Here is a 22,691-nt window from a genome sequence, read left to right on the forward strand (position 1 = left end):
CCCAAGGATTTGAGGCCGCGGAATATAGGGTAGACGCGTCTATGTATCAATTGCGAAACGTTACTATTCGCACTGAATTTACATTCTTTACAATTTTCCTTTACGGTTTTTGCTGTTTCATTCGTCTCGGGGGTTTTACAGCGCCAATAAGAATCAATACCATTGGCGCCTCTTTGTCCTCAGGTGTATTCCCATGCTGCTGCACATCCCCGGCGTGTTCGCTAAAGAAGAGGTGCAGCGCATCCGCGAGGCTCTGGAACAGGCGGATTGGGCCGACGGCAAAATCACTGCCGGCTACCAGTCGGCCAAGGCGAAACACAATCTGCAACTGCCGGAAGGTCATCCGCTGGCCAAGGAAGTCGGCGCGGCGATGCTGGAGCGGTTGTGGAAGAATCCACTGTTCATGTCCGCGGCACTGCCGCACAAGGTTTTTCCTCCGTTGCTGAACTGTTACACGGCCGGGGGCAGTTTCGATTTTCATATCGACAACGCCGTGCGTCAGCCCAAAGGCAGCATCGAGCGTGTGCGCACCGACCTGTCGGCCACGCTGTTCTTCAGCGAGCCGGAGGATTACGACGGCGGTGAACTGGACATTCAGGACACCTTTGGCACCCAGCGCGTGAAGCTGCCTGCCGGTGACATGGTCCTGTATCCCGGCACCAGCCTGCACAAGGTCAATGCCGTCACCCGTGGCACTCGCTATGCCTCATTCTTCTGGACCCAAAGCCTGGTCCGCGAAGACAGCCAGCGCGCGCTGCTGTTCGAAATGGACGGGGCGATCCAGCAGCTGACGCAGGACATGCCGGATCACCCATCGCTGATCCGACTCACGGGCACGTACCACAACCTGTTGCGTCGCTGGGTCGACGTATGAGTTATCAATTGCGCCGCGAAGAAGTGCTCGACGGCGATCAACTCAAAGCCATGCTCAATGAAAGTCCGGCGCGTGCTGCTCAGGCGATCCTGATCGCTGCCCGCGAAGGGGTTCTCGATGCCCAGGCTTTGCTCGGCCAGATTCTGCTGGACGGGCAGGGGATCGAACAGGACCAGCCATTGGCCGTGCGCTGGTTCGGGATCGCCGCGCAGCGCGGGCATCTGATGGCGCGCAACATGCTCGGTCGCTGCCACGAACACGGCTGGGGTTGCGTGGCGGATGCCACGGTCGCCGCCCAGCATTATCGCGTCGGCGCCGAAGCCGGGCTGGATTGGGCGATGTACAACTACGCCAATCTGCTGGCGACAGGGCGAGGGGTGATCGAGGATCAGCTGCAAGCGCTGGCACTCTACCGTCGCGCGGCGGAACTCGGTCATGCGAAGTCGATGAACCTGCTGGGACGTTATCTTGAAGACGGGCGGGTTTGCCCGGCGGATCCGGTCGGCGCTGTCGATTGGTACCGGCGTTCGGCGACGGGTGGGGATTTTCGTGGGCAGTTCAGTTATGCCGCGGTGCTGGCGGATGAGGGCAACGTCGAAGAGGCGCTGGTCTGGTTGCGCAAGGCATTGGCCGGGGGGAATTTGAATTTCCTGCGGGTGGCGAGTCAGACGTTGTTGAGCGCTGTGAATCCGCACATTCGTGAAATGGCGGCTCTCTATCATCAGCGCGTCGTTCAGATGAGCGATGAGCGGTCCGTGCCAGGGGGTGTTGAGCTGGTTTAAATCACTATGATTGGAAACTAATCAAATCTCATCAATGGCTTCCTGGAGACGAAATCATGGCTGCTACCAAAGTGCTGACGGCCCATGTCCCCTTGGAACTGGCTGATAAAGTCGATCATATGGCTGCAAAGATGGAGCGTTCACGGGGCTGGATCGTGAAGCAAGCGCTTGCCGACTGGGTTGATCATGAAGAGGCGCGCAGCCGGCTTACTCGAGAGGCAATGGCAGATGTTGACGCCGGACGAGTGATTGATCATCAGTCTGTCCAGGCCTGGGCAGAAAGTTTGGATACTGATAAGCCGCTGCCGGTCCCGTACTGATGGAGTTGAAGTGGACGAGTAAGGCGTTATCGGACCTCGCCCGACTTTTTGATTTTCTTGCAGTGGTCAATCGTCCAGCTGCAGCCCGCACCGTGCAATCTCTCACTCAGGCTCCTACAGCTTTACTCAGCAATCCGCGGATCGGAGAACGGGTTGACGAGTTTGTACCGCGAGATGTGCGACGACTTTTGGTCGGTCATTACGAAATGCGGTATGAGATTCAAGGCTCAACGCTCTACATCCTTCGTCTTTGGCATGTGAGATAAGACCGCTAACAGTCGCTCCGACCGCCCTGAGTGTCTGTTACAAAAAAGCCCATGACTCGTCATGGGCTTTTTGATTTCTGCGTGCAGCGTTTTACACGTAGAACGACTTCAGCGGCGGAAAGCCGTTGAATTCAACCGCGCTGTAACTGGTGGTGTACGCACCGGTCGACAGCCAGTACAAACGATCACCGATCGCCAGGTTCAGCGGCAGGCCGTATTTGTAGTTCTCGTACATGATGTCGGCGCTGTCGCAGGTCGGGCCGGCGATGACCACTTCTTCCACTTCGCCTTTCTTCTCGGTCCAGATCGGGAACTTGATGGCTTCGTCCATGGTTTCGATCAGGCCGGAGAACTTGCCCACGTCCGTGTACACCCAGCGCTCGACGGCGGTACGGGATTTACGCGCCACCAGTACCACTTCGCTGACCAGGATGCCGGCGTTGGCGATCAGCGAACGGCCCGGCTCCAGGATGATTTCCGGCAGGTCATCACCGAAGTCTTCCTTGAGGAAACGGATGATTTCTTCGGCGTAGGTTTCCAGGCTGTTGGTGCGGGTGATGTAGTTGGCCGGGAAGCCGCCGCCCATGTTGATCAGTTTGAGGTGGATGCCGTCTTCTTCTTTCAGACGCTCGAAGATCACTTTGACCTTGGCGATCGCCGCGTCCCAGACGCTGATGTCGCGCTGTTGCGAACCGACGTGGAACGAGATGCCGTAAGGCACCAGGCCCAGGTCGCGAGCGAGGATCAGCAGGTCCATGGCCATGTCGGTCTGGCAGCCGAATTTGCGCGACAACGGCCAGTCAGCGGTGGTCGAGCCTTCGGTAAGGATGCGCACGTAGACTTTCGAACCCGGTGCCGCCTTGGCGATGTTGCGCAGGTCGGCTTCGGAGTCGGTGGCATACAGACGCACGCCCTTCTCGTAGAAGTAGCGAATGTCCTTGGATTTCTTGATGGTGTTGCCATAGCTGATGCGATCCGGGCCGACGCCCTGGTTCATCACTTTGTCGAGCTCGTAGATCGAAGCGATGTCGAAGTTCGAGCCTTTCTCTTTGAGCAGGTCGATGATTTCGACGGCCGGGTTGGCCTTGACCGCGTAGTAGACCTTGGCGAATTCGAAACCGGCGCGCAGGTCGTCATAGGCCTGGCTGATCATCGCGGTGTCGATCACCACGAACGGGGTTTCTTGTTTGTCGGCGAAGGCCTTCATTTTCTGGAAGGTATCGCGCGCGAAATAGTCTTCGACGTTGATCGACATGCTGGGAACTCCTACTGGCAAACTGAAATTATCAATGGGCGCAAATGAACGTCCTCCGTATCCCCACTTTGGTTCGCCTACTTCCCAAGGCATGTCGCCGAAAGCAAAAAGGCCACGGGAGGCGGTGCTGCCCTTGGCCTTGCTGTCTCGTCGTCAGTACTTGAGCCGGATGGATCGTTTCCAGCATGGACGTTCGGCGCGAACTTTAGGGCGTGAGGGGCTTGAGATCAACAAAAAATGTCGCGTTTTTGCACACTTCCGTCGTGCGGTCCCGGACAGTTACTGATGTAACCGACCTGCATGACAGTGTGATGTTCCCCGAATGAGGAATTCTGGAGGGATTTACATCGCCTTTGTGGCGAGGGAGCTTGCTCCCGCTGGGCCGCGAAGCGGTCCCGGATTCAGGCAATGCAGTTCTTCAGAAGGACCGCATTGCCTGATTTACGGCTGCTTCGCAGCCGAACGGGAGCAAGCTCCCTCTCCACAGGGTCGGTCAGGCGACAGCAGTCTCGGCTGGCGAAACAATGCTGGTCTTGCCCCCACGGGATTTGCCCGAGCTCAAATACTCGGCAATCGATTCCTGAGTCACTTCCCCGAGGAACACCCGCTCGGCATCCATCACCGGCAACCACGAGCGATTGAACTCGTACATCCGCGACAGCAGGATGCGCAAATGCTCGTCGTACGCCGCGGTGGCATTGAACTCACGCAGGTATTGCGCGCAAGTGCCGGTCTGACGGTGCAGGTCGCGACGTCGTACATAACCGAGCGCCTTGTTCTCACCATCGGTGACCACCACGTAACGACGGTCCAGTTCGTCCATCAATTCCAGTGCTTCGGTCACCGAGGTTTCCGGACTGACCGACGGCGCGTTGTCCGCCGCGTCTTCAGCCTTCACCAGCAACAGACGCTTGAGCGTGCTGTCCTGGCCGACGAAGTTGCTGACAAAGTCGTCCGCCGGGTGCGCAAGCAAAGTGTCTGGATGGTCAATCTGCAACAGTTTGCCGGCGCGGAAGATTGCAATCTTGTCGCCCAGTTTGATCGCTTCGTCGATGTCGTGGCTGACCATGATTACGGTCTTGTTCAGCGCGCGCTGCATCTCGAAGAATTCGTTCTGGATCATCTCGCGGTTGATCGGGTCGACCGCGCCGAACGGTTCGTCCATCAACAACAGCGGTGCATCCGCCGCCAGTGCGCGAATTACGCCGATCCGCTGCTGTTGGCCGCCGGACAGTTCCCGCGGGTAGCGCGTCAGATACTGCTTGGGCTCCAGCTTGATCATGCTCATCAACTCGCGGGCGCGGTCGTGGCATTTCTGTTTGTCCCAGCCCAGCAGGCGCGGAACGATGGTGATGTTTTCCTCGATGGTCATGTTCGGGAACAGGCCGATCTGCTGGATCACATAACCGATGTTGCGACGCAGGGTCACTTCGTCGAGGTCGGTGGTGTCTTCGCCGTTGATCAGGATCTTGCCCGAGGTCGGTTTGATCAGGCGGTTGATCATCTTCAGCGTGGTGCTTTTGCCGCAGCCCGATGGCCCGAGGAACACACAGATCTCGCCTTCATTGACGGTCAGGCTCACCGAGTCCACGGCTTTCACATCTTTGCCGTTGCTTTGGAAGGTCTTGCTGAGGTTTTGAAGTTCGATCATTTCAGGAGTCCTTTTGGAGTCAGCGTGCGTTGCAGCCATTGCAGAAGCAGGTCGGCGAAGATGGCCAGGAGACTGACCAGCACGGCGCCGACGATCAGCATCGACATGTCGCTGCGGCTGATGGAAGCGAGAATGAGTACACCGAGGCCACCGGCGCCGATGGTCGCGGCGATGGTCATGACACCGATGTTCATGACCACGGCAGTGCGTACACCGGCGAGGATCACCGGCACGGCAATCGGCAGTTCGACCATGCGCAGGCGCTGGCCGAAAGTCATGCCGATGCCGCGCGCGGCTTCGCGAATACCCGGTTCAACGCCGGTCAGGGCGAGGTAGGTGTTACGCATGATCGGCAGCAGCGAGTACAGAAACACCGCGGTGATCGCCGGCATCGGACCCAGGCCCTGGCCGAATTTCGAGTAAAACGGCAGCAGCAGACCGAACAGTGCAATCGACGGCACGGTCAGCAGCACCGTGGCGCTGGCTTGCAAGGGGCCGGCGAGCGTCGGGAAGCGCGTCATCAGAATGCCCAGCGGCACGCCGACCAGAATCGCCAATGTCACGGCGATGCCGACCAAGGTGATGTGCTGCCAGGTCAGGTGCAGCACCAGCGGCCAGTCGAGATGGGAAAAGGCGTTGAGAAATTCCATGGCTTTTCCTCCTTAGTTGAGTGGATGCTGGCGCAGGAAATCGGCGGCAACGGATGAAGGGCTTTCGTGATCGACATCGACCCGTGCGTTCAACGCACGCATGGTGTCGTCATCGAACAGCTCGGCCAGTGGCTTGATCTCCTCCGCGAGTTTCGGGTGGGCATCGAGGTAAGCCTGACGCACCACCGGCGCGGCGGTGTAGTCCGGGAAGTAGTGCTTGTCGTCTTCGAGCAGCTTGAGCTTGAAGGCGTTCAGGCGACCGTCGGTGGTGTAGACCAGGCCGGCAAATACCTGGCCATTGCGCAGGGCGGTGTAGACCAGCCCGGCATCCATCTGCCGGATGTTTTTGCGGGTCAGGTTCATGCCGTAAAGGTCGACCATGCCGTCCAGGCCGTCGGAACGGTTGGCGAACTCGGTGTCCAGCGCGACCAGGTGATTAGTCTTCGCCTCAGCCTGCAGCACCGTGTTCAGCTCGCTGATGGTGTTGATCTGCGGGTAGGCCTTCGCGGTTTTTTCCGGCAGGGCCAGGGCGTAGGTGTTGCTGAATTTCGACGGAGTGAGCCAGATCAGGCCTTTTTTCGCGTCGAGTTCTTTCACCTTGGCGTAGGACTGAGCACTGTCGAGTTTTTCGGTGACATGGTTGTAAGCCACCAACGACACACCGGTGTATTCCCACATCAAATCCAGCTGACCACTTTCGTGGGCGCTGCGGGCCAGGTTGCTGCCCAATCCGCCGGTCACCTGGGTGTCATAACCCTTGGTGCGCAGGTATTGGGCGGTGATTTCCGCGAGCAGGGTTTGCTCGGTGAACACCCGGGCGCCGATGCGGATCACGGGTTTTTCAGCGGCTTGGGCAAATCCTGCGAACAGCAGGGCGCAGCCTATAAATAAGCATATTTTTTTCATGTCAGTTCCTTTGCCGAGGCTTAAGACGGGCGCAAGCCGCGTTCGAGCCAGAGGCGGCTGGCGAGTGTCACCAGACCGTCGAGCAGCAAGGCCAGCAGGGCGGTGCAGGCCGCGCCGAGCAGCAGTTGCGGCTGATTGTTCAGGGCAATGCCGGGGAAAATCAGGCTGCCCAGGCTGTTGGCACCGATCAGGAACGCCAGTGGCGCGGTACCGACGTTGATCGCCAGCGCCACACGCACACCGCCGATGATGATCGGCACGGCGTTCGGCAGTTCGACCCGCCACAGCACTTGAGTCGGCGTCATGCCGATGCCGACGGCCGCTTCCTTGAGTGAACCCTGGACGTTTTTCAGGCCTTCATAGGTGTTGCGCACGATCGGCAACAACGAGGCGAGGAACAGGGCGAAGATCGCGGGGCCGCTGCCGATGCCGAGGATACCCAGGGCGATGGCGAGTACGGCGAGAGGCGGCACGGTGTTGCCGATGTTGAAGATCTGCATGAAGCGTTCAGCGCGGCCCACCATGGTCGGGCGGCTGAGGAAGATACCGGCGGGGATGCCCACAACGAGGGCGGCCAGCATGGAAACGAGGACGAGAATCAGGTGAGCTTGCAGGTAAAACAACAAATCGTCGCGGTAATGTTCGATCGTGTTGATGCCAATCCAGTGGACCAGCAGGGCCAGAAGGGCGACGACAACCGCACCTCCTGTCAGCCCCTTGCCATAGCGAATAGCCACAGGCGGACTCCTTTTTTTCTTTGTCGGCGAACGCAGTCCCGAGTGGCAATGCCATTCCTGGCTGCCGGGATTATCAACGTTCGCGAGAAGCAGCTCTTCATGCTGATGCAACCGCATGAGATCGAGCCATAAGCGCAGCCTCGTCAGGCTAACTTGCAGGTTCTTCAAACCCTGCTACGAGAGCTGTAACAGGGGAGTGGACGTCTCTACCTTTTAAAAGGTTCCATATTTAACAGCAGATAGCCACCCTTAATGCCCAGGCACGTCCCCGCGCGATGCCACAACACGCTCCTACAAAGATCCGTGTGGCGGGCCGAGCGGTGGTCTGCCAAGGTCTGTTTGCGCTATACTCGCCGCCCTTTTTTGAATCACCGCCAGGCGATTTCCCATGACCAAACAGGCCGCCGAAGTCGCGAAACGCCGCACTTTCGCCATTATTTCCCACCCCGATGCCGGTAAGACCACCATCACCGAGAAGCTCTTGCTGATGGGCAAGGCGATTGCGGTTGCCGGCACGGTGAAGTCTCGCAAGTCCGACCGCCATGCCACCTCCGACTGGATGGAAATGGAAAAGCAGCGTGGTATCTCGATTACCACGTCGGTCATGCAGTTCCCGTATCGCGATCACATGATCAACCTGCTCGACACCCCGGGCCACGAAGACTTCTCCGAAGACACCTACCGCACCCTGACGGCGGTCGACTCGGCGTTGATGGTTCTCGACGGTGGTAAGGGTGTAGAGCCACGGACCATCGCGCTGATGGACGTCTGCCGTCTGCGTGATACGCCGATTGTCAGCTTCATCAACAAACTCGACCGTGACATCCGCGACCCGATCGAACTGCTCGACGAAATCGAAGCGGTCCTGAAGATCAAGGCTGCACCCATCACCTGGCCGATCGGTTGCTACCGCGACTTCAAGGGCGTTTATCACCTCGCCGATGACTACATCATTGTGTACACCGCCGGTCACGGTCACGAGCGTACCGATGTGAAAATCATCGAGAAGCTCGACTCCGACGAAGCCCGCGCGCATCTGGGTGATGAATACGATCGCTTCGTCGATCAGCTGGAGCTGGTGCAGGGCGCCTGCCACGAATTCAATCAGCAGGAATTCCTCGACGGCCAACTGACACCGGTGTTCTTCGGTACTGCGCTGGGCAACTTCGGTGTCGATCATGTGCTCGACGCCGTGGTCGATTGGGCGCCGAAACCGCTGGCCCGTGTCGCCAACGAACGCACCGTGGAACCGGTCGAAGAGAAATTCACCGGCTTCGTGTTCAAGATCCAGGCGAACATGGACCCGAAACACCGCGACCGTATCGCCTTCATGCGTATCTGCTCCGGCAAATACGAGAAGGGCATGAAGATGCGCCACGTGCGCACCGGCAAGGATGTGCGCATCGGCGATGCCCTGACGTTCTTCTCTTCCGAGCGTGAGCAACTGGAAGAGGCGTTTGCCGGCGACATCATCGGCCTGCACAACCACGGCACCATCCAGATTGGCGACACCTTCACCGAAGGCGAAGTCCTGGGCTTCACCGGTATCCCGCACTTCGCTCCGGAACTGTTCCGTCGCGTGCGCCTGCGTGACCCGCTGAAATCCAAGCAACTGCGTCAAGGCTTGCAGCAATTGGCCGAAGAAGGCGCCACCCAGGTGTTCTTCCCCGAGCGCAGCAACGACATCATCCTCGGCGCCGTCGGTGTGCTGCAGTTCGATGTGGTCGCCAGTCGCTTGAAAGAGGAATACAAGGTCGAGTGCTCCTACGAGCCGATCACCGTGTATTCCGCACGCTGGATCGATTGCGACGATAAGAAGAAGTTCGAGGAGTTCCAGGTCAAGGCCGTGGAAAACCTCGCGGTTGACGGCGGCGGTCACCTGACGTACCTGGCCCCGACCCGGGTCAATTTGGCGTTGATGGAAGAGCGCTGGCCGGATGTGAAATTCCGTGCGACGCGTGAGCATCACTAAGCGCTGAGTTGAAACAATAAAAAGCCCCGGTCGCGAAAGCACCGGGGCTTTTTCATACCTGACGCGGTCAACGGTGGGAGCCAGCCTGCTGGCGATGGCATTTTTTCATTCAATCAATGTGTTGAATGTCACTCCGCTATCGCCAGCAGGCTGGCTCCCACAGGGATCAGCGTTGTTGGTGGGTTTGGGTATAAACATTATTCCAAACCAGTCTCCCCATCCATGGCATTTCCCGCGCATCGTCAGAGTCCTATCTGGAGAACCCGCCCCATCGGAACCGAATGTCTCTCAGTGCCGTCGGGCTTCAACGTTTCACCTGTAAAAGGATGGAATCGGTCATGAGCATTTTTCAACGCATTGTGTTGTTGCTGAAGGTTTTGGTCCTGCTGTCGGTTGGCATGTCAGCGGCGTGGGCGGAATGTTCGTCTCATGATGAGCAAGCGTCGAGCGGGCAGGTGACGCACTCCGGGCTGATGATCGCCGCGTCCGAGTCGGAGCCCGGCGATCAAGGTCAGGGCGGCAGCGCGGATGATGACGATTCGACCACCGAGGATCCGGATGCCGATACCGATGAAGATGAAGGGGCTTAAGTAGCAGGCAAAAGAAAACCCCTTCTGCCCTGACTGATGCGCAGCCAGGGCAGAAGGGGTTTTTGAACAGGCCGGGTGTCCCCTGTGGCAGCGAGCAAGCCCGCTCCCACAGGTTTTTCTTCGCCCGTTATGCCGCGCCGTCGAGGAACTGCTCGGCGTAGTGGCACGCCACCTGGCGGTTATCGAGAGGGCGCAAGGCTGGCTCTTCGGTTTTGCAGCGGTCGGTTGCGTACGGGCAGCGCTTGTGGAAAGCGCAACCCGACGGCGGGTTCAACGGGTTGGGCAACTCGCCGACGATCTTGATTTTCGGCTTGTTGGGGTCCGGGTGAATGGTCGGGGTGGCCGACAGCAGCGCCTGGGTGTACGGGTGCAACGGGCGTTCGTAGATGTCGTTCTTCGGGCCCATTTCCACCGGGCGGCCGAGGTACATCACCATCACGTCATCGGCAACGTGTTGCACCACCGCGAGGTTGTGGGAGATGAACACGTACGCCGTGTTGAACTCCTGCTGCAGATCCATGAACAGGTTCAGCACCTGCGCCTGGATCGACACGTCCAGCGCCGAGGTTGGTTCGTCCGCGACCAGCACTTTGGGCTGCAACATCATTGCGCGGGCGAGGGCGATCCGCTGGCGCTGACCGCCAGAGAACATGTGCGGGTAACGCTGGTAATGCTCAGGGCGCAAACCCACCTGCTTCATCATCGCCTGCACTTTCTCGCGACGTTCGGTTGCGCTCAGGCTGGTGTTGATCAACAGCGGTTCGGCCAGTTGATCACCGACTTTCTGCCGTGGATTCAACGAGGCGTAAGGGCTCTGGAACACCATCTGCACGTCTTTGCGCAGTTGCTTGCGCTGGGTCTTGTCGGCGCCGGCGACTTCCTGCCCGGCGATTTTCAACGAGCCGGAAGAGGGCTCTTCGATCAGCGTCAGGGCCCGGGCCAGGGTGGATTTGCCGCAACCCGATTCGCCTACGACGGCCAGTGTCTTGCCGGCTTCCAGTTCGAACGACACACCGTTCAGGGCGCGTACGGTCGCATGACCCTTGAACAGGCCACGGGACACTTCGTAGTGACGGGTGAGGTCGCGGGCGGTAAGTACGACGGCCATTACGCCACCTCCTGGTTCAGCGGGTAGAAGCAGCGGGCGAGGCTGTTGCTTTTCGGGTCAAGGGTCGGACGTTGCGCACGGCAGTTGTCCTGCACATACGGGCAGCGCGGCGACAGCAGGCAACCTTGCGGACGGTCATAACGACCGGGGACGATGCCTGGCAGCGTGGCCAGGCGCGTGGCGCCGAGGCTGTGTTCCGGAATCGCCTTGAGCAACGCTTCGCTGTACGGGTGCGCCGGAATGTCGAACAGCTGCGGCACCTGACCGACTTCAACCGCCTGGCCGGCGTACATCACGCACACGCGCTGAGCGGTTTCGGCCACGACCGCGAGGTCGTGAGTGATCAGCACCAGGCCCATGTTCTGCTCTTTCTGCAACGCCAGCAGCAGGTCCATGATCTGCGCCTGAATCGTTACGTCGAGGGCGGTGGTCGGTTCGTCGGCGATCAGCAGTTTCGGCTCGCCGGCAATCGCCATGGCGATCGCAACACGCTGGCTCATACCGCCCGACAGTTGATGCGGGTAGGCGTCCATACGGCTGGCGGCGCCCGGGATTTCCACTTTTTCCAGCAGTTCGATGGCGCGGGCGCGGGCTTGCTTGCCGGACATCTTCAGGTGCAGGCGCAGCACTTCTTCGATCTGGAAGCCGACGGTGTAGCTCGGGTTCAGCGCGGTCATCGGGTCCTGGAAGACCATGGCCAGGTCTTTGCCGACAATTTGCCGACGCTGACGGTTGCTGAGCTTGAGCATGTTCTTGCCGTCGAAATTCAGGGCGTCGGCGGTGACGATCCCCGGGTGCTCGATCAGGCCCATCAGCGCCATCATGGTCACGGATTTACCGGAGCCCGACTCGCCAACGATGGCCAGCACTTCACCCTTGTCCACGGAAATGTCGAGCCCGTCGACCACCGGAACGGCGTTCTTGTCGCCGAAGCGAACGTTGAGATTCTTGATTTCTAACAGTGACATTTGAATCTCCTCAGGCGGCGTTCTTGAGTTTCGGGTCCAGCGCATCGCGCAGGCCGTCGCCCATCAAGTTGATTGCCAGCACGCTGAGCAAAATGGTCAAACCAGGCAGACTGACGACCCACCAGGCGCGTTCGATGTAGTCGCGAGCCGAAGCCAGCATGGTGCCCCACTCAGGGGTTGGCGGTTGTACGCCAAGGCCGAGGAAGCCCAGTGCCGCGGCATCGAGAATCGCCGAGGAGAAGCTCAGGGTCGCCTGAACAATCAGTGGTGCCATGCAGTTAGGCAGCACGGTGACGAACATCAGGCGTGGCAGACCGGCACCCGCCAGGCGCGCGGCGGTCACGTAGTCGCGGTTCAATTCGCCCATCACCGCGGCGCGGGTCAGACGAACATAGGACGGCAACGAAACCACGGCGATGGCAATAATGGTGTTGATCAGGCCAGGGCCGAGGATGGCGACAATCGCCACGGCCAGCAGCAGGGACGGCAGGGCCAGCATGATGTCCATCAGACGCATGATGGTCGGGCCGAGCACGCGCGGGAAGAACCCGGCGAACAGACCCAGGAGGATGCCCGGAATCAGCGACATCACCACCGACGACAAGCCGATGAGCAGGGACAGGCGCGAACCGTTGATCAGTCGCGACAGCAGATCGCGACCCAGTTCATCGGTGCCGAGCAGGAACTGGATCTGCCCGCCTTCCAGCCAGGACGGCGGGGTCAGCAGGAAGTCGCGGTATTGCTCGCTCGGGTTATGCGGGGCAACCCACGGCGCGAAGATCGCGCAGAAAATCACCAGCAGCATGAACATCAGGCCGGCAACGGCGCCTTTGTTCTTGGAAAACGCCTGCCAGAATTCTTTGTACGGGGACGGATACAGCAGGCTTTGATCGACTGCTACCGCTGGAATTGGAGTGGTCATGGTCATGATGATCTCAGCGCTGATGACGGATGCGTGGGTTGGCAAAGCCGTAGAGGATGTCCACCACGAAGTTGACCAGAATCACCAGGCAGGCGATTAACAGGATGCCGTTCTGCACCACGGGATAGTCCCGTGCGCCAATGGCTTCGATCAGCCATTTGCCGATGCCGGGCCACGAGAAGATGGTTTCGGTCAGGACCGCACCGGCCAGCAATGTGCCGACTTGCAGGCCGACCACGGTCAGCACCGGAATCAGCGCGTTGCGCAGGCCGTGCACGAACACCACGCGCGACGGCGACAGGCCTTTGGCGCGGGCGGTACGGATGTAGTCCTCACGCAGCACTTCGAGCATCGACGAACGGGTCATCCGCGCAATAACCGCCAGCGGAATGGTGCCGAGCACGATGGCCGGCAGGATCAGGTGATGCAAGGCATCGAAGAACGCACCGACGTCATCGGCCAGCAGCGTGTCGATCAGCATGAAGCCGGTGCGCGGCTCGATGTCATAGAGCAGGTCGATCCGCCCGGACACCGGGGTCCAGCCCAGGGACACCGAGAAGAACATGATCAGGATCAGGCCCCACCAGAAGATCGGCATCGAATATCCCGCCAGGGAGATGCCCATCACCCCATGGTCGAACAGGGATCCTCGCTTGAGTGCCGCGATCACCCCGGCCAACAGGCCCAGGATGCCGGCGAACAACAGGGCGGCCATGGACAGTTCCAGGGTCGCGGGGAATAGGGAAGTGAATTCGCTCCAGACGCTTTCCCGGGTACGCAGGGATTCGCCGAGATCGCCGTGGGCCAGTTTGCCAATGTAATCCAGGTATTGGGCATACAGCGGTTTGTTCAGACCTAGGCGTTCCATTGCCTGAGCATGCATTTCGGGGTCGACTCGACGTTCGCCCATCATTACTTCCACGGGGTCGCCTGGAATCATGCGAATCAACGCGAAAGTCAGCAAGGTGATGCCGAAGAACGTGGGGATCAATAACCCCAATCGGCGGGCAATAAAACTAAACATCTTGTGGTGTACCTCATCAGCCGGTTAGGCGTGCCTGGTGTCCCTGGAGTCAGGGACACCGGGAGTTTTCTTATCTACTTCACCTGGGTGGTGGCGAAGTTATTAGTGGTAAGGGGGCTAATGTGATAGCCCTCTACGTTGTTGCGCATTGCGGTGAACATTCTAGTGTGCGCCATGCTGATCCATGGCTGGTCCTGGTTAAAAATAACCTGGGCCTGTTCGTACAGCGCTGCCCGCTCGGCCGGATCGGTTTTTTCCCGGGCCTGGTCGATCAGTGCCTGGAACTTGTCATTGCACCAGCGCGCATAGTTTTCGCCGTTCTTCGCGGCTTCGCAACTGAGCATAGGCGTCAGGAAGTTATCCGGGTCGCCGTTGTCGCCCGCCCATCCGGCGGAAACCATATCGTGCTCGCCGTTTTTCGCACGTTTGAGCATTTCGCCCCATTCCATCACGCGGATGTCGATCTTGATACCGACCTTGGCCAGGTCGGCCTGCATCATCTGCGCGCCGAGCATCGGGTTCGGGTTGGTTGGACCGCCGCCGTTGCGGGTGAACAGGGTGAAGGTGGTGCCTTCCGGTACGCCGGCTTCCTTGAGCAGGGCGCGGGCCTTGTCCAGGTCACGGGCCGGATTTTTCAGGCTGTGGTTGTAGCCCAGCAGCGTATCCGGGAACGGGTTGACCGCCACGGTCGCATTGCCTTTGCCAAACAGCGCGTTGACATAAGCCTCTTTGTCGAAGGCAATGTCGATGGCTTTACGCACGCGCACATCACTCATGTATTTGTGCGTGGTGTTCATGGCGATGTACGAAACGGTCATCGCGTTCAGCTCGTCAACCTTCAGTTTGGCGTCTTTCTTGATGCTCGGGATGTCATCCGGCTTCGGATACAGCGCCACCTGGCACTCGTTGGCCTTGAGTTTTTGCAGGCGCACGTTGTTGTCGGTGGCGATGGCCAGGATCAACGAATCCGCCGGCGGCTTGCCACGGAAGTAGTCCGGGTTGGCCTTGAAGCGAACCTGCGCGTCCTTCGCGTAACGCTGGAAAATGAACGGGCCGGTGCCGACCGGTTTGTTGTTCAGGTCGCCGGTCTTGTTCGCCTTGAGCAGCTGGTCGGCGTACTCGGCGGAATAGATAGAGGAGAAGGCCATGGCGATGTCGGCCAGGAATGGCGCTTCGCGGCGGGTCAAGGTGAAGGTGACGGTGTTGTCGTCGATCTTCTCGACGCTTTTGAGCAGTTCCTTGAAGCCCATGCTTTCAAAGTACGGGAAGCCCACGCTCGACAGCTTGTGCCACGGGTGATTCGGGTCCAGCTGACGCTGGAAGCTCCAGACCACGTCGTCGGCGTTCATGTCGCGGGTCGGCTTGAAGTAGTCGGTGGTGTGAAACTTGACGCCTTTGCGCAGGTGGAAGGTGTAGGTCAGGCCGTCCTCGCTGATATCCCAGGACTCGGCCAGCGCCGGAATCACTTCCGTGGTGCCGGGCTTGAAGTCCGCCAGGCGGTTGAAGATGGTTTCGGCCACCGCATCGGCTGTGACTGCAGTCGTGTACTGGACCATGTCGAAGCCTTCCGGACTGGCTTCGGTGCAAACCACCAGGGGTTTGGCCGAGACGCCAACGGCAACACTCAGCAACGCGGCAGCGATGGCCGCACGTAGGGGAAGCATTTTCATCAAGAACCCTCTGCAATCGGTTAAAGGACAAAAGCCGAACGGCTGATTCATCGCTGGATCAGCCGTTCGGCAGGTGCATTACAGAATATTGAACGGGATGGTGGTCACGAGACGGAACTCGTTGAGGCTGCCATCCGCCTGGTTTTCACTGGCGCGGTGAGTGGTGTAGGTCGCGCGAATAGCGGTCGCTTTGAGCGGGCCACTCTGCACGGCGTACGCAGCACCGATACCGTATTCATAGTGATGCTCGCCGTCCATCAGCTGGACGCCGTCGTAGCCGCCGCCCTTGTACTTGGTGCCGTCGATGCCCCAGCCGCGAGCCTGGTAGATGTTGAACTTCAGGCCTGGAACGCCGTATTCAGCCATGTTCAGGCCGTAGGCAACCTGGAAGGATTTCTCGTTCGGGCCGTTGAAGTCCGACAGCAGGGAGTTGGCCAGGTAGATGCCGTTGGTTTCGTGCAGGTAGTCGAAGTACTCGTTACCGTTCACTTCCTGGTAGGAGAAGGTCAGGGTGTGAGCCGTGTGAGTCAGACCGAACGACAGGGAGTAGGTGTCGTTGTCGATATCGCCCAGCAGTTTTTTGCCTTCATCCACGGTTTTGTAGTAGTTCAGGCCGGTGGTCAGGCTCAGGATCGAGCTGTCACCCAACACATGGCTGGCGCCGAAGTAGTACTGGTTCCACAGGTCTTCAGCCTGGGTGCCCCACAGGCTGGTGGTCAGGCTGGCGAACGGCTGGTAGGTGATACCGGCGGTGTTGACGTGATCCGCTTCGGCAGTGCCGTCGCCGTATTCGGAGCGGAACTTGCGCTGGCTCTGTTCGGTACGCGGCGAGTTACGGTCGAAGGTGCCGAGGTCGAAGGACAGGTTTTCCAGTTCTTCGCTGTGCAGGGTCACACCTTCGAAGCTCGAAGGCAGCGGACGGTTACCAATGACATCCACTTGCGGGCTGCTGAAGTTCTGGCGGCCGGCCGTCAGGGTGGTGTTGGAGAAGCGCGCCTTGACGTTGGCCAGGCCCAGTTTGCTCCACTGATCAACAGCGTCGCCGCCATTTTCAGTCAAAGTACGGTTGTTACCACGACCGCTGCGGCCTGGCTCGGGAGCACCGCCGTTGCCGGAGGCGAGGTCTTTGCGATCACGGTCCAGGGCAATGGCGTTGTAGGCCGCGATTTCGGTGCTGAAGCCTACGGTGCCTTCGGTGAAGCCCGAGTTGTACTTGACGATTGTGCCTTGCACCCAGTTGATGCGACGGTCAGTCGTGCGGGTCTCACCATTTTTTTGATAGTTAAGCGTCGCGCCCCGTTTGAACAGCTCATTTGCATACCAGTTACGCGTGGAGCCGGTGACCGACTGGCCATCGACGAAGCCGGTGGCCTCGCTTTGGGCACTCTTTTCCTTGACGGTAACCGGTGTGAAAGCCTGGCTCTGGGATTCTGCGTACGCCGTGGCGGTGACGCTGCTGATGGCCAGGGCTAATAACGCGGTGCTGCTCAGTTTCATGGGTGAAGCTCCTTACTTTCTTTTTTTAATGTCGGTCTTTTTGGGTGATCCGACTATTGGTTTTGGAACTCATGCAGGGCATCGCAAACGTTTGCTTCAGGCCTTAAAGGCAAATTGCGGCAATACGCTTGCGCGAGGGCGGAATCCGCCCCCAGCGTTTTGGCTAATCGGTTATTGGTCGATACTGACGCCCGAGAACACGTTGCGGCCGAATGGACTCACCTTGAATCCTTCGACTTTGGCGCTTAACGGCTGGTTGACCGTCGAGTGGGCGACAGGCGTGATCGGCACTTGCTGCTTGAGCAACTGCTGGGCCTGTTTGTAGAGCACGGTGCGCTGGTCACGATCGGTGACGACCTTGGCCTGCTTGATCAGCTTGTCGTAAGCCGGATCACACCATTGGGAGTAGTTGTTGCCGCCAATGGCGTCGCAGCTGTAAAGCGTGCCGAGCCAGTTGTCCGGGTCCCCGTTGTCACCGGTCCAGCCAATCAGGCTGACGTCGTGCTCGCCATTCTTGGTGCGCTTGATGTACTCGCCCCATTCGTAGCTGACGATCTTCACTTTGAGACCGATTTTCCCCCAGTCAGCCTGGAGCATCTCGGCCATCAACTTGGCGTTCGGGTTGTACGGGCGCTGAACCGGCATCGCCCATAAAGTGATTTCGGTGCCTTCTTTCACGCCGGCAGCCTTGAGCAGTTCCTTGGCTTTTTCCGGGTTGTAGGCGGCGTCCTTGATGGTCTCGTCGTAGGACCATTGGGTCGGCGGCATGGCATTTTGCGCAAGTTGCCCGGCGCCTTGGTACACCGCGTTGAGAATGCCTTGTTTGTTCACCGCCATGTCCAGGGCCTGACGCACTTCGAGCTGGTCAAACGGCTTGTGGCGCACGTTGTAGGCGATGTAGCCGAGGTTGAAACCGGGCTTCTCGATGAGTTTGAGCTTGGCGTCGTTCTTCAACGCTTCAACGTCGGCAGGGCGCGGGTGCAAGGTGATCTGGCACTCGTTGGCCTTGAGCTTCTGCACGCGCACCGAGGCGTCGGTGTTGATGGCGAAAATCAGGTTGTCGAGCTTGACCCGGCTCGGGTCCCAGTACTGCTTGTTGCCGCTGTAACGGATGTTGGAATCTTTCTGGTAGCTCTTGAACACGAACGGCCCGGTGCCGATCGGCTTCTGGTTGATGTCGCTCGGCTTGCCTTCGGCGAGTAGCTTGTCGGCGTATTCGGCGGACAGGATGGCGGCGAAGCTCATGGCGATGTTCTGGATGAACGCGGCGTCCACGCTGTTGAGCGTCATGACCACGGTCAGCGGCCCGGTCTTCTCGACCTTGGCGATGTTCTTGTTCAGGCTCATCCCGTTGAAGTACGGGAATTCGGTTGGATAAGCCTTACGGAAAGGTTGCTGCGGATCGAGCATGCGATTGAAGGTGAACAGCACGTCGTCGGCGTTGAAGTCACGGGTCGGCGTGAAGTACTTGGTCGTGTGAAATTTCACCCCTTCGCGCAGGTGGAAAGTGTACTTGAGGCCGTCCTCGGAAATATCCCAGCTTGTTGCCAGGCCTGGTACGACGTTGGTGGCGCCTTTTTCGAATTCTGCCAGTCGGTTGTACAACGGCTCGGCGGCATCGTTATCGGTCGCGGTCGTGTACTGCGCGGTGTCGAAGCCAGCCGGGCTGCCTTCGGAGCAGAACACCAGGCTGTTGTTGGCGGCCTGGCTGATGGAAGTGGCGGCCAGCAGGCCGGTGCCCAGCAATGCGGATAAAACCAAGGTATGGCGCATGACGCTCCCTTTTTCTTTCTCTAAGTGTTTTCAATGAGCCGCGTTCCCGTCCGGGACGTGAAGGCATCATTGATCTCAAGCCATGACGTGCAGCAAAAACCGAAAGCCCACGCATAAGCTGGTCAGATCCCGACGGTATGAACCGTGGGTCTGGCAGTAAATGCGAAGAGTCCTAAAGACTCGTAGGAAAGGGCAACGCGTCCGACCCCGCCGCTGTAGTACTCGGCAGAATTGGATGTAGGTGTTTTCCTGCTTTCTCGGTAGATAAAGCAACGGCGACGTCAAAAACGTCGCCGTTGCCAGATCTTATTTGCTGACGCTAACGCCGTAGAAGGAGTTCAAGCCGAATGGGCTGATCTTGAAATCCTGCACTTCGTTGCGCATGGGTTGGAACACCGTCGAGTGAGCGATAGGTGTCATCGGAACAGCGTCTTTGAGGACGTGTTGCGCCTGCTTGTACAGTTCGGTGCGCTTGGCCTGGTCGGTCGTGCGCTTGGCTTCCTTGACGATGCCGTCGAACTTCTTGTCGCACCACTTGGAGAAGTTGTTGCCCTGCAGCGAATCGCAGCCGAACAGCACGTTCAGCCAGTTGTCCGGGTCACCGTTGTCGCCGCTCCAGCCAATCAGCATCGCGCCGTTTTCACCGCCTTTGGAGCGCTTGATGTACTCGCCCCACTCGTAGGTCACGATCTTGGCTTTGATGCCGATCTTGGCCCAGTCGGACTGCAGCATTTCTGCCATCAGCTTGGCGTTCGGGTTGTAAGGACGCTGCACCGGCATCGCCCACAGGTTGATCTCGGTGCCTTCCTTGACGCCGGCTTCCTTGAGCAGCTCCTTGGCTTTCTCAGGGTTGTACGGCGCATCCTTGATGGTGGTGTCGTAAGACCACTGGGTCGGCGGCATGGCGTTGACGGCCAGTTGACCTGCACCCTGGTAAACGGAATCAATGATCTGCTGCTTGTTGACGGCCATGTCCAGCGCTTGACGCACTTTCAGTTGGGCCATCGGGTTCGGCTGATCGCTGCCCTTGATCTTGTCCATCACGTTGTAGGCGATGTAACCCAGGTTGAAACCAGCCTGGTCAGGCACCTTCAGGCTCTTGTCTTCTTTCAGCGCCTTCAGGTCAGCCGGACGCGGGAACAGAGTGATCTGGCACTCGCCCTTCTTCAGCTTCTGGATACGCACCGACGGGTCGGTGGTGATGGCGAAGATCAGGTTGTCGATCTTGACGTCGTCAGGCTTCCAGTAGTCCTTGTTCCCGGTGTAGCGGATGTTGGAGTCTTTCTGGTAGCTCTTGAACACGAACGGGCCAGTGCCGACCGGCTTCTGGTTGATGTCGGCGGCTTTGCCTTCTTTCAACAGTTGAGCGGCGTACTCGGCGGACTGTACCGAAGCGAAACTCATGGCCATGTTCTGGATGAACGCAGCGTCCACTTCTTTGAGGGTGAACTTGACGGTGTGGTCGTCGACTTTATCGATCTTGGTGATGTTGGTGTCCATCCCCATGTCGGTGAAGTACGGGAATTCGGTCGGGTACGCCTTACGGAACGGGTCATCCTTGTTAATCATGCGATTAAAGGTGAACAGCACGTCGTCGGCGTTGAACTCGCGAGTCGGCTTGAAGTACGGGGTGGTGTGGAACTTGACGCCTTCACGCAGGTGGAAGGTGTACGTCAGGCCGTCATCGGAGATGTCCCATTTGGTCGCCAGACCAGGAATAACGGCGGTGCCGCCGCGCTCGAACTGAGTCAGGCGGTTGAACATGGTTTCTGCAGAGGCGTCGAAGTCGGTTCCGGTGGTGTACTGACCAGGATCAAAACCGGCCGGGCTCCCTTCGGAGCAAAACACCAGGTTAGTCGCCGCTTGGGCGAAAGGTGCGGCAGCTAACAAGCTGGCGCCGACTAAAAACGGAATGACCGCGTGTTTAAGCATGTTGGCCTCATGATTTGTTGTCATTTTTGGAATTAGAGGACGACCTCGTGAGCCGTGCCTGCGGATACTTATGCAGGGGCCATACCCAATGCAAGATCCTGAGCGACCACAGGCGTTAAACAGTGGCACGAACGTACCTTAATGTCGCATATGTGTAAATTCGTGCGCATTTGACCGTTTGCGCAGGGTTTTTTCGGTGCAAACCATGCACTGGCAGGGGGCGATCGTGGTGTCTGGCGCACCCGGTTGGAGCGCGGTGTTACTTATTTATACCCCCCCAGTTTGGCTCGTTGCTGTTTGTCAGTGGACACCTTGGTGGTTTGCAGTGATCTTTATCTTGGCGGCCTGGTAGCCGACCAGGTTCTGGCTGATTGAGTACATATCCATTTCTGCGGTAACGGCGGCTGGCGGTTTCGCCCTTACGGCGACTCACTTTTTTTTCAAACGCCAAAAAAAAGTAAGCAAAAAAAGGCTCGCCCCGAGCGTCCGGCCCCTCGCTGAGGCTCGGCGTTCCTTCGCTCCGGTATTCTTCCGGGGACACTGCCCTCCGGTCTGCTTCGCGACGACCTACATGCAGCGTGTTCGACTGCGTCGAACGGCGCTGCGCGCCACTCCCCGGATGAACACCTCCACTCAGCCTCCCGAAGGGGCGGGTGGATCAAGATCAAGAGCGCAAGGCGAGCTAACGCTCGGCCTCGTGGTTTGGTGGGTGGGGGCGCTGATCCATTGCGTGGGATGGCGGCCTGACAGCCGACCCGATTTCCGCTGATGCCCCCGATCCCTGTGGGAGCTGGCCTGCCAGCGATGGCGGCGGTGCGATCGCCACATATCAGGCAGTTCCACCGCTGCCTTTTGTCAGGCAATAAAAAACGGCGATCACTTCGGTGATCGCCGTTTTTTTGTACGGGTTATCGAATCAAGGCAGCAACACTTCAACCACCCCGTCCGCCGTCATGCTGACCTGGCTGGTGCCGGCCTCGACTTCCGGGGTCACCGGTGCGGCGTCCATGCTGGCGGCTTTCATCATCATCGGGCCGCGCATGTACGGTTGTGGGTAACCGTTGCTGTTGAGGTTCAGGTTGACGATTTTGTAACCCTTGCCGCCCAGTGCATCGGTGGCCAGTTGCGCGCGGGCTTTGAAGGCCGTTACAGCATCTTTCAGCAGTGCATCTTCGCTGGCCTTGCGGGTTGGCGTGGCGATGGCGAAGTCCATGCCGCCCATTTTCAGGTCGGTCAGCAGTTCGCCGGTCAGCTTCGACAGCGCGGCGAAGTCGGAGCTTTCCAGGCGCAGTTCCGCACGCTCACGCCAGCCGGTGATTTTCTGGCCCTTGGTGTCGTAGATCGGGTAGCTGTTGCGGCTGCCCTGGCGCAGGGTGATGTCCTTGACTTGCTTGGCCTGGGCCAGCGCCTTGTTCATGGTGGTGCTGACGTCCGCGGCGAGTTTGGCCGGGTCGGTGTTTTGTTCTTCGGTGTAGAGGGTCACGATCATCAGGTCGCGGGCGACTTCCTGACTGACTTCGGCGCGCAGGGATATCTGGTTGTAATGCAGCTCGTCGGCAGCCAGGGCCGGGAGGCTGGCGATGGTGCCAACGCTGAGGGCGAGGAGGGCGGCGCTGCGGCGGAAAGTGTGCATGAAAACTCCTTGGGCGATGCGCAGGGGTTGGGTCCGAGCCTGCGTGAAACCATCAGACTCTAGCTTTAATGATCCGGTTCGCACAGTTACAACTTCTATACAGATGGACCGGTGATCCACTGAAGGACTTTTGTGGCGAGGGAGCTTGCTCCCGCTCGGCT

General features: G+C 59.0%; 20 protein-coding genes. 6 read left to right on the forward strand and 14 right to left on the reverse strand.

The features are described 5' to 3' along the window. The first annotated feature begins 193 nt into the window (after nt 1–193). From ACM1ZW_RS13050 to ACM1ZW_RS13065, 4 genes are read left to right on the forward strand one after another with little or no spacing between them, the layout of a single operon-like run. Nucleotides 194–874 (forward strand): Fe2+-dependent dioxygenase, encoded by a 681-nt coding sequence (locus ACM1ZW_RS13050; RefSeq protein WP_017336494.1) that lies wholly within the window; start codon nt 194–196, stop codon nt 872–874. Then, nucleotides 871–1,656 carry a tetratricopeptide repeat protein gene (locus tag ACM1ZW_RS13055; protein WP_416740668.1) on the forward strand — a complete coding sequence of 262 codons (786 nt, stop codon included), beginning with the start codon at nt 871–873 and terminating at the stop codon, nt 1,654–1,656. The genes ACM1ZW_RS13050 and ACM1ZW_RS13055 overlap by 4 nt, the downstream gene beginning before the upstream one ends. 56 nt (nt 1,657–1,712) lie before the next feature. Further along, on the forward strand, nt 1,713–1,976 hold the full coding sequence (locus tag ACM1ZW_RS13060) for a CopG family ribbon-helix-helix protein (protein ID WP_416740669.1): 264 nt from the start codon (nt 1,713–1,715) through the stop codon (nt 1,974–1,976). After that, nucleotides 1,976–2,242, forward strand: coding sequence for a type II toxin-antitoxin system RelE/ParE family toxin (locus ACM1ZW_RS13065; RefSeq protein WP_080995108.1), 267 nt, complete (start codon nt 1,976–1,978; stop codon nt 2,240–2,242). The genes ACM1ZW_RS13060 and ACM1ZW_RS13065 overlap by 1 nt, the downstream gene beginning before the upstream one ends. A 91-nt stretch (nt 2,243–2,333) precedes the next feature. Here ACM1ZW_RS13065 and ACM1ZW_RS13070 read toward each other — a convergent pair whose 3' ends face one another. The 5 genes from ACM1ZW_RS13070 to ACM1ZW_RS13090 form a co-directional block, all read right to left on the reverse strand. Next, nucleotides 2,334–3,497 (reverse strand): type III PLP-dependent enzyme, encoded by a 1,164-nt coding sequence (locus ACM1ZW_RS13070; protein WP_008024420.1) that lies wholly within the window; start codon nt 3,495–3,497, stop codon nt 2,334–2,336. Nucleotides 3,498–3,990: 493 nt separating this feature from the next. Then, nucleotides 3,991–5,148, reverse strand: coding sequence for a betaine/proline/choline family ABC transporter ATP-binding protein (locus ACM1ZW_RS13075; protein WP_017336497.1), 1,158 nt, complete (start codon nt 5,146–5,148; stop codon nt 3,991–3,993). Further along, a complete protein-coding gene (locus ACM1ZW_RS13080) occupies nt 5,145–5,798 on the reverse strand; it encodes an ABC transporter permease (RefSeq protein ID WP_007942812.1) in 654 nt (217 codons plus the stop codon). The genes ACM1ZW_RS13075 and ACM1ZW_RS13080 overlap by 4 nt, the downstream gene beginning before the upstream one ends. Nucleotides 5,799–5,810: 12 nt before the next feature. Then, nucleotides 5,811–6,704 (reverse strand): glycine betaine ABC transporter substrate-binding protein, encoded by an 894-nt coding sequence (locus ACM1ZW_RS13085; RefSeq protein ID WP_017336498.1) that lies wholly within the window; start codon nt 6,702–6,704, stop codon nt 5,811–5,813. Nucleotides 6,705–6,724: 20 nt separating this feature from the next. Further along, the gene (locus tag ACM1ZW_RS13090; protein WP_017336499.1) at nt 6,725–7,441 is read right to left on the reverse strand and encodes an ABC transporter permease; all 717 of its coding nucleotides are present in this window, start codon (nt 7,439–7,441) and stop codon (nt 6,725–6,727) included. Nucleotides 7,442–7,829: 388 nt separating this feature from the next. On the opposite strand from ACM1ZW_RS13090, the gene ACM1ZW_RS13095 reads away from it, so the two are divergent. Both ACM1ZW_RS13095 and ACM1ZW_RS13100 read left to right on the forward strand, forming a co-directional pair. Beyond that, entirely contained in the window at nt 7,830–9,413 is a 1,584-nt protein-coding gene (locus ACM1ZW_RS13095; protein ID WP_017336500.1) for a peptide chain release factor 3, read from the forward strand. Between the two features lie 338 nt (nt 9,414–9,751). Further along, nucleotides 9,752–10,003, forward strand: coding sequence for a hypothetical protein (locus tag ACM1ZW_RS13100; protein WP_416740670.1), 252 nt, complete (start codon nt 9,752–9,754; stop codon nt 10,001–10,003). Nucleotides 10,004–10,130: 127 nt separating this feature from the next. Here the strand turns inward: ACM1ZW_RS13100 and ACM1ZW_RS13105 are convergent, their stop codons facing one another. The 9 genes from ACM1ZW_RS13105 to ACM1ZW_RS13145 form a co-directional block, all read right to left on the reverse strand. After that, nucleotides 10,131–11,111, reverse strand: coding sequence for a peptide ABC transporter ATP-binding protein (locus ACM1ZW_RS13105; RefSeq protein WP_416740671.1), 981 nt, complete (start codon nt 11,109–11,111; stop codon nt 10,131–10,133). Beyond that, entirely contained in the window at nt 11,111–12,079 is a 969-nt protein-coding gene (locus ACM1ZW_RS13110; RefSeq protein WP_017336503.1) for an ABC transporter ATP-binding protein, read from the reverse strand. Before ACM1ZW_RS13110 ends, ACM1ZW_RS13105 begins: the two co-directional genes overlap by 1 nt. 10 nt (nt 12,080–12,089) lie before the next feature. Beyond that, the gene (locus tag ACM1ZW_RS13115) at nt 12,090–13,001 is read right to left on the reverse strand and encodes an ABC transporter permease subunit (protein ID WP_031318385.1); all 912 of its coding nucleotides are present in this window, start codon (nt 12,999–13,001) and stop codon (nt 12,090–12,092) included. A gap of 13 nt (nt 13,002–13,014) precedes the next feature. After that, on the reverse strand, nt 13,015–14,025 hold the full coding sequence (locus ACM1ZW_RS13120; protein WP_017336505.1) for an ABC transporter permease subunit: 1,011 nt from the start codon (nt 14,023–14,025) through the stop codon (nt 13,015–13,017). Nucleotides 14,026–14,099: 74 nt separating this feature from the next. Next, nucleotides 14,100–15,695 carry an ABC transporter substrate-binding protein gene (locus tag ACM1ZW_RS13125; RefSeq protein ID WP_414879351.1) on the reverse strand — a complete coding sequence of 532 codons (1,596 nt, stop codon included), beginning with the start codon at nt 15,693–15,695 and terminating at the stop codon, nt 14,100–14,102. Between the two features lie 78 nt (nt 15,696–15,773). Then, nucleotides 15,774–17,192, reverse strand: coding sequence for an OprD family porin (locus tag ACM1ZW_RS13130; protein WP_416740672.1), 1,419 nt, complete (start codon nt 17,190–17,192; stop codon nt 15,774–15,776). A gap of 171 nt (nt 17,193–17,363) precedes the next feature. Then, nucleotides 17,364–18,965 (reverse strand): ABC transporter substrate-binding protein, encoded by a 1,602-nt coding sequence (locus ACM1ZW_RS13135; protein ID WP_017336508.1) that lies wholly within the window; start codon nt 18,963–18,965, stop codon nt 17,364–17,366. Between the two features lie 306 nt (nt 18,966–19,271). Beyond that, nucleotides 19,272–20,897 (reverse strand): ABC transporter substrate-binding protein, encoded by a 1,626-nt coding sequence (locus ACM1ZW_RS13140; RefSeq protein ID WP_414879352.1) that lies wholly within the window; start codon nt 20,895–20,897, stop codon nt 19,272–19,274. A gap of 916 nt (nt 20,898–21,813) precedes the next feature. Further along, nucleotides 21,814–22,530, reverse strand: coding sequence for an SIMPL domain-containing protein (locus tag ACM1ZW_RS13145; RefSeq protein ID WP_017336509.1), 717 nt, complete (start codon nt 22,528–22,530; stop codon nt 21,814–21,816). Nucleotides 22,531–22,691 lie beyond the last annotated feature (161 nt).

It is taken from the genome of Pseudomonas sp. NFX71 (assembly GCF_048079215.1).
GTDB lineage: Bacteria > Pseudomonadota > Gammaproteobacteria > Pseudomonadales > Pseudomonadaceae > Aquipseudomonas > Aquipseudomonas fluorescens_B.

Excerpts from the sequence above, each read along its gene's own strand:
- ACM1ZW_RS13110 (WP_017336503.1), bottom strand. The coding sequence starts at position 12,079 with ATGTCACTGTTAGAAATCAAGAATCTCAACGTTCGCTTCGGCGACAAG.
- ACM1ZW_RS13065 (WP_080995108.1), top strand. The coding sequence starts at position 1,976 with ATGGAGTTGAAGTGGACGAGTAAGGCGTTATCGGACCTCGCCCGACTT.
- ACM1ZW_RS13115 (WP_031318385.1), bottom strand. The coding sequence starts at position 13,001 with ATGACCACTCCAATTCCAGCGGTAGCAGTCGATCAAAGCCTGCTGTAT.
- ACM1ZW_RS13050 (WP_017336494.1), top strand. The coding sequence starts at position 194 with ATGCTGCTGCACATCCCCGGCGTGTTCGCTAAAGAAGAGGTGCAGCGC.
- ACM1ZW_RS13085 (WP_017336498.1), bottom strand. The coding sequence starts at position 6,704 with ATGAAAAAAATATGCTTATTTATAGGCTGCGCCCTGCTGTTCGCAGGA.
- ACM1ZW_RS13075 (WP_017336497.1), bottom strand. The coding sequence starts at position 5,148 with ATGATCGAACTTCAAAACCTCAGCAAGACCTTCCAAAGCAACGGCAAA.
- ACM1ZW_RS13145 (WP_017336509.1), bottom strand. The coding sequence starts at position 22,530 with ATGCACACTTTCCGCCGCAGCGCCGCCCTCCTCGCCCTCAGCGTTGGC.
- ACM1ZW_RS13135 (WP_017336508.1), bottom strand. The coding sequence starts at position 18,965 with ATGCGCCATACCTTGGTTTTATCCGCATTGCTGGGCACCGGCCTGCTG.
- ACM1ZW_RS13105 (WP_416740671.1), bottom strand. The coding sequence starts at position 11,111 with ATGGCCGTCGTACTTACCGCCCGCGACCTCACCCGTCACTACGAAGTG.
- ACM1ZW_RS13055 (WP_416740668.1), top strand. The coding sequence starts at position 871 with ATGAGTTATCAATTGCGCCGCGAAGAAGTGCTCGACGGCGATCAACTC.
- ACM1ZW_RS13080 (WP_007942812.1), bottom strand. The coding sequence starts at position 5,798 with ATGGAATTTCTCAACGCCTTTTCCCATCTCGACTGGCCGCTGGTGCTG.
- ACM1ZW_RS13120 (WP_017336505.1), bottom strand. The coding sequence starts at position 14,025 with ATGTTTAGTTTTATTGCCCGCCGATTGGGGTTATTGATCCCCACGTTC.
- ACM1ZW_RS13140 (WP_414879352.1), bottom strand. The coding sequence starts at position 20,897 with ATGCTTAAACACGCGGTCATTCCGTTTTTAGTCGGCGCCAGCTTGTTA.
- ACM1ZW_RS13130 (WP_416740672.1), bottom strand. The coding sequence starts at position 17,192 with ATGAAACTGAGCAGCACCGCGTTATTAGCCCTGGCCATCAGCAGCGTC.
- ACM1ZW_RS13100 (WP_416740670.1), top strand. The coding sequence starts at position 9,752 with ATGAGCATTTTTCAACGCATTGTGTTGTTGCTGAAGGTTTTGGTCCTG.
- ACM1ZW_RS13125 (WP_414879351.1), bottom strand. The coding sequence starts at position 15,695 with ATGAAAATGCTTCCCCTACGTGCGGCCATCGCTGCCGCGTTGCTGAGT.
- ACM1ZW_RS13070 (WP_008024420.1), bottom strand. The coding sequence starts at position 3,497 with ATGTCGATCAACGTCGAAGACTATTTCGCGCGCGATACCTTCCAGAAA.
- ACM1ZW_RS13095 (WP_017336500.1), top strand. The coding sequence starts at position 7,830 with ATGACCAAACAGGCCGCCGAAGTCGCGAAACGCCGCACTTTCGCCATT.
- ACM1ZW_RS13060 (WP_416740669.1), top strand. The coding sequence starts at position 1,713 with ATGGCTGCTACCAAAGTGCTGACGGCCCATGTCCCCTTGGAACTGGCT.